This window comes from uncultured Nitrospira sp. (genome assembly GCA_902500695.1).
Taxonomy (GTDB): Bacteria; Nitrospirota; Nitrospiria; order Nitrospirales; family UBA8639; genus Nitrospira_E.
In genome coordinates this window covers 1-5,910 of sequence record CABVRQ010000132.1, presented here as the reverse complement: position 1 = coordinate 5,910, position 5,910 = coordinate 1, and the positions used below count along the sequence as shown (strand labels likewise).

Annotated in this window: 5 protein-coding genes; 1 reads left to right on the top strand and 4 read right to left on the bottom strand. The window is 47.8% G+C overall.

Translation table 11 applies throughout. The features are described 5' to 3' along the window. Positions 1-23 precede the first annotated feature (23 nt). Complete coding sequence (locus AAH187_RS18515; protein WP_342349968.1) at positions 24-494, bottom strand: hypothetical protein; 471 nt, start codon at positions 492-494, stop codon at positions 24-26. A gap of 830 nt (positions 495-1,324) precedes the next feature. Here AAH187_RS18515 and AAH187_RS18510 point away from each other — a divergent pair. Further along, entirely contained in the window at positions 1,325-2,251 is a 927-nt protein-coding gene (locus AAH187_RS18510; protein WP_342349967.1) for an SUMF1/EgtB/PvdO family nonheme iron enzyme, read from the top strand. A gap of 114 nt (positions 2,252-2,365) precedes the next feature. Here the strand turns inward: AAH187_RS18510 and AAH187_RS18505 are convergent, their stop codons facing one another. From AAH187_RS18505 to AAH187_RS18495, 3 genes are all read right to left on the bottom strand, one after another. Further along, the gene (locus AAH187_RS18505; RefSeq protein WP_342349966.1) at positions 2,366-3,679 is read right to left on the bottom strand and encodes a matrixin family metalloprotease; all 1,314 of its coding nucleotides are present in this window, start codon (positions 3,677-3,679) and stop codon (positions 2,366-2,368) included. 112 nt (positions 3,680-3,791) lie between these two features. Continuing rightward, positions 3,792-4,232: a hypothetical protein gene (locus tag AAH187_RS18500; protein ID WP_342349965.1), complete on the bottom strand. Its 441-nt coding sequence runs from the start codon at positions 4,230-4,232 to the stop codon at positions 3,792-3,794. Between the two features lie 375 nt (positions 4,233-4,607). Then, positions 4,608-5,777, bottom strand: coding sequence for a hypothetical protein (locus AAH187_RS18495; protein WP_342349964.1), 1,170 nt, complete (start codon positions 5,775-5,777; stop codon positions 4,608-4,610). Positions 5,778-5,910: the final 133 nt, after the last annotated feature.

The following is a 5,910-nucleotide window of genomic DNA, read 5'->3' as shown; positions in this document are numbered from 1 at the left end:
AGATAACTCAGTACCAGGTAAACCTACTTTGCAGGCGCTACAGGCAGAGTTCCAGAATCCAGAATGGCTTCCACATCCCGCAATCCCGTTTTCGCACGATCGACATATAATTGGTAGGCCAAGCCTTGGTAGGTTTCAATAATCCGATGGTAGGTAACCAGGGCTCTGTTGTACTGTTGGGATTCCAAAAAATAACGGGCCAAGGCTAACCAATTCTCCGCAGCTGTTTCTTTGGCTGTTTTGATAATTTTCCATTCCTGCGTTCTCTCACCCTGCCTCATCTGGCCTACACGACGGAGCAAGCGCTCTTCACTTCTTAGCGCGAGTACCTCGATCTGTTCATTGTCAGCCACAGCCTGGTTAGGCTGATGGGATTGCAAATGGCCATAGAACATTTCCACATGGCCTTTAATGAGATCCGCCTGTTGCTGATACCTGTCTCCTGTGCATGCGGAAAGAACGTTTACCATGAGCAGGCCGCAGAACATTTTCATCCAGACACGCCTCTTCCTGACAAAAGCAGAATAGAAAATATCGTTAATCATGTTCCCCTCGCAAATACAATAGTAATGGTCAGCCATTTTTTTTACCGCTCCTACAGAAATCCTTGCTAAGGTTTCGCCCCTGAAAATAAGCAAGTACTACTGTCTGGCGAAAACCGCAAGACTTTCCAAGGCTTACCCGGTTCAAGTTTTCCCTGATCAATTGCCGGGATTATTGACAACCAAGGCCCTGGTTCGATCGGTCAATGCTTCTTGGACTACCTCAAGAATGGTGCAACTCCCACCCCCCGTACCTCGAAGGAAAATTAGACACGGCACAATCGCTATTGTCTGATAATGAACTCAGGTGATCGCCGCAATACAGCTCAAATACAATGACCTCATCATCAGGATTTAATAAGGGTCATGCAGGCAAATTCCAACGCACCATTAACACCCGCACATACAGTAATGTCTGTTTGTTAAGACTTGACTTGATTGATTGTCGCAAACCTTAAGGCCGACAACTTCCGCCATATTGCCAAGCCATCAAAGCGCCTGGGGGATTGGTCCTGTATTGATGGGTATCTTGACCACTCCCATCGCAATCTTTGGCACGCCCGCATCATAATGCGATGCACTACCTTGCTTCCCTTTACAGGGATATGTTGTGGGCATAGCCCGGATCTCTGATTGCCCTAATCCCGCTAACCACTGACTTCCGAATCTTTTCACCCCCCAAACTTTATCATCCTATTACGTTCCCAGCTATTGTCGGCTTGCTCCCAAAGTGCCCTTCACGTAGACTGGCTTTCATTGAGGTCTCAGAAACGACAAGAAACATGCTCCACATATTCTTCCTGCCGTTCACAGCAGTTCAACTCTCCCATTATCGTATTTTCACTGCCTTCCTTGCCATAGGGCTTCTCTTTGGACTTTCCTGCTTGGCAATCGGAGAAACTCACCCACCTCCCGACGAAGTTGATGAGCATATTGCGCATATCGCCAACTTGGCCAAATCCTCGCCACAGGTTGCCATTCCAGAAGGGATGTTTTTGATGGGAACCAATCGTCGAGACGATATTCGCCATAGTCTTGAAATGCATTATGACGACACAGAGTTTCCTCAACGTCACATTTGGGTAGATGGATTTTCCATGGATCGCTATGAAGTCAACTTAGGCGAATACTTGGCATTTCTTCTCACAACCAACAGGCCGGTCTCTCAGGAATTACGGGAACTCATTTGGCACCTCATTAGTGTGCATTTCATTCCGGATCAGGCCCTCGCTTCATGGCCGGCCCTTTACCTCACATGGGAGGAAGCCAATGCATTCTGTGAACAGCATAACAAAAGACTGCCATCGGAAGCTGAATGGGAGAAAGCGGCAAGAGGGGAATCTGCCCGCATCTTTCCTTGGGGTGAGATGGACCCGACAGCGGACTTAGCCGTATTCGGGCAATACCACGTCCATGAAATTCCTCTGGTTGCAGCCGTGGATAGCTTCGAGGATGGCCAAAGTATTTATAAAGTATTGCATTTGGCTGGCAATATCGCGGAATGGGTTAATGATTGGCTAGGACCAGATTATTACCCCATCATGCCAGAAAAGAATCCGCCTGGTCCCAAAATGGGGCGCTATAAGGTTGTCCGCGGCGGATCATGGAAAAGTCGGCCAGTCATGTTGCGTGCAGCGACTCGAGGAGGGGCCTTTCCAGAAGAACGTTCTGCGAACATCGGTTTCCGCTGTGCTCAGTCCCACCCCTAACACAGTTCATTTCCTCATCAATTTTTCGGAAGCCTGTCCTCAATCTAGATTTCAAACAGGATCAGGGCAGGGAGACAAAAGCCTCTCTGCCCTGGTATCAGATATGGTGAACTATTAATGGGTTGGAGTATGAGTCACGGTAAGATTGAAATGCGCGGCTGAATATCCCCGAACTTTAACATGGACTGCAGTTCCATTAGTTGGTACATCCAGGACGCACTTTTCTTCCGCACCCGAGAGATAGGGACGGCAATCATAGGCAGTCGTTGTCGGATCCTGGTTGAACCGAACATAGAGATCTGGATCTCCGGGATTGGTTTCTCCATGCATACTCACTTCCACTAATGTTCCCGGAACCACCACAAAGGGTCCATAGGTTTGCTCTGCATTCTTGGCCACACTTTGTCCGACAAAAGTTTCCGTTTTGGGTCCACAGGCCATGGGTCCAGGCGGTTCGTCGGGTGCCTGACAAATCGAGGAATCAATGGTGAATCCTTGCGCGGGTCCATACAAACATGCTGCCCCATTATTATCGATGTTGGTCAGGGTCAGGGACCAATCCCCTTTGCCGTTACATTGGGGGTAATGCATGACCGAGAAAGCATCGTAACTGGTTAACGGCCGCCAATTATTATCTTCGAAACACGTACCCGAATCCGGACGGGTATGCTCATGCCTGAATCCAATCGTATGGCCCAATTCATGACGCAATATCCCTTGTAGCGACAGCTTGCCATTTGGATCCAATTGAAAAGAACTGTTATCCACCAAGACATTTCGTGAGGACCGCTGTTCATTCGGGAAAAAGGCTCGAGCCAGATATTGGCCATTCACATTGACCGGGCGCACATCAAAAACCACATTCGGGTTGGACGCCGTGCAGGAGTCATCCTCTCCTCCCACATAAATAAAATTAACCGCAGCCGCGGCCTCCCATGCATTTCCGGCTGCCTCCATGTCGGACTTTATTTTTTCATAATTCGCGCCAAATGTTTTACTGACGCAGTAGGTCAGTTGCTGTTTTTCTACCGAATTCCAAACTGCGTCCTGTCCATTGACTTGATGAACGGTTAATTTCGTTCGAACCCCTTCGCGAGAATTGATTGATTCCTTTATACGAGTTTCAAAAAATTCCTGTAGGAGTTTCTCATTGAGAATCGGGGTATCACCGTTCACAATATATTTCCCACCGTCAAATGGTTCTTGATACGTCTGGGCTTTAAACTCCTCAAAGGTTTTGGTTTTCCACTCGTCTCGTTTTTGTTTTGCATTATCCGACAAAATTTGCTTGCCCTGATCGGGTGAATTTTTTGGCCCACTGTCAACCACTGGCAGGGGAGCTGTGTGGAGTTGAGAACAGGCAGCAAATCCAATAACCATTCCTATCGCCATCAATGCTTGAGTGAAATAGAATCGATAACTTTTCATAATTCAACTCCTTTGAATGTAATGATGAACCGCCCTGCTGATCAACGCGAGAACCATGGAAACCAATAGATGGCGTAATCCGCAAAACAGATTCGTGGGGAATAGAATTTGGTCATGGGGAACATGGCTCGACTTTTACGTTGATCAAATCTACTCCCTTGCCTAGTTGCTGTATCTGTTCAATCATTGAATGAGCCGATTCCGCATCAGAAAATTCCGCACAGAGACGGGTCTCCCCTTCTATTCCAATACGTTGCTCAACCATCCGCCGGACCTCTCCTCGTTCCTGGGCAGACTTGAGAAGGGTGCGAGAGTGCGCTAGCACCTCCCTGGCCTGATCAGGTACGCCTTTCCCACGCGAAAGAGCGTAAACCGAAATACTTTGTGGAGCAGGAGATAGGGTTTCTGGAGGCTTGGCCTCTGCACATCCCTTGCTGGCCCCCATCATCATGACCCCCATTACCAACAAGATCAGGCCAAGTCTAAGAGACCCAATTAACCCGGTTCGCCTAAAAGGAAACAGTCGAGCATCTTCCATTGGTGCGTATGTCATAAGGTATTCCTTTCATAAAGCAAGACCTATTCCCATAATAATGTAGTATGACATACACTGGGGGGGAAGAAAAAACCTAGGTAATATCCAACACGCATGCTTCTTTGTCGACCTGTCTGCTTATCCTTTTCTATCCCTTCTATTCACATTTTCTCTTTTTCGATACACATTGTATCCAATCAGATAAAATCATTAGAGAGCGTTTCATTTGGAGACAATGCCTTTGTGGGCAATTTTCTCTCAAAATTTCCCCAAGCCTCATTACCCATTAAATAAATATCGCACTAATCCATTCTATTCGGACTGAAATGGACCACTAACCCAGAAAGAGGCAATTTCGTCGAAATGAAATGGTTCTAAGAAAAATTCCCATTTCTATGGACTAAAAGGAGGGGCAGGGGAGCGATTCACCAAAAGGTGCAATCGAGCCTGATGAGTATCACAGGGCTCAGAGGCCCCATCGGATTCCTGAGTTATTATAATCGCTGCAGGAAGCAGCTCCCAATGACGCAAGTCCGGACGTACGGTATTTTGAAACACGGTGGGAGCAATTTGCATTAACTGCGTGCCACCAAGAATGGACAACGCGCACAAATCTCCACTACCTCTTCCTCCAAGGGACAATGCCCCCGCACATCCACCAACAGCCACCCCAACCCCAAGCGAAAAAGGCACCAATCCATATACCACCCCGATTGGTAAGCGGATCCAACTCTGAATGTTCAAAAGGGGATGGTATGCATGATCATGCCTGTGTTTGATTTTGGCAAACCAACTTTCCGTTGAAAGACGTAGACCCGTTCCAGAAACACACAACTCCTGGAAGGGTGGCTTGGGATGGATCAGAAAGTATCCGTTGGAGGCGCCAAACAATTTGAAATCCCAATCGACCTCAGGAAAGCGACCAACACCATAGACATCCCACCGGGGAGTAGGACGGCCACCCTGATCCAGCCGGATCACCTGCTCTTGGGCAAACGCTTGAAGAGCAGGATCCACATGCAGAAGAAAAGAACTGGCGGGCTCCGCCAGCCTGAACCAATCGGTTCGGGCATCTCCTGGTTCACCAAGGACTTCCCATAGAACGGCGGAAAGCACAAGATTGACAGGGTCTTCGCCAAAATTATACAACGGGGCAAACAGTTCATGGTCCAACCGCCGTAATTCCACTTTGGCATCCTCAATATGTCCGGTCCTCCGATAACTCGCAGCGAGCAACACGCTTAAATATGCCCGCTCATATGATTCCAAAACATACTCCGTGAGCACGCCATCTGATAGAAAGACTCCGGCCATTTCCCGAGAGAAAGAAAAAGCCTTATCGCGAAATTCAGATTGGGCTTGTTCCGTGTACTCAATGACTGCGGCATCACATTTCTGGGAAAAGGCCAGGCTTAAGAAATTCAACATCTTAATCCGACTTGACCAATCAACGTTGGAACGAAGAATCCCACATTCATCCTTTAAAGTTGGTTGTACCTCTCTCACCTGGCAACCAAAAAGAGACAAAGAGAGCACCACTCCTACCCACTTACACACACTCATCACCCGGCCCGTCCGGGTAGAGAGAATTATCTTTTTCGATTCTGGATTACTGAAAGAGTCTTTCATACATGCGGTATTAAGGCAGGAACGATTCAATCAAATCTTCATACAATGAGGGAATATATCAGACCAC

Coding starts and splice junctions, on each gene's coding strand:
- AAH187_RS18505 (WP_342349966.1), bottom strand. CDS start 3,679: ATGAAAAGTTATCGATTCTATTTCACTCAAGCATTGATGGCGATAGGA.
- AAH187_RS18510 (WP_342349967.1), top strand. CDS start 1,325: ATGCTCCACATATTCTTCCTGCCGTTCACAGCAGTTCAACTCTCCCAT.
- AAH187_RS18495 (WP_342349964.1), bottom strand. CDS start 5,777: ATGAGTGTGTGTAAGTGGGTAGGAGTGGTGCTCTCTTTGTCTCTTTTT.
- AAH187_RS18500 (WP_342349965.1), bottom strand. CDS start 4,232: ATGACATACGCACCAATGGAAGATGCTCGACTGTTTCCTTTTAGGCGA.
- AAH187_RS18515 (WP_342349968.1), bottom strand. CDS start 494: ATGAAAATGTTCTGCGGCCTGCTCATGGTAAACGTTCTTTCCGCATGC.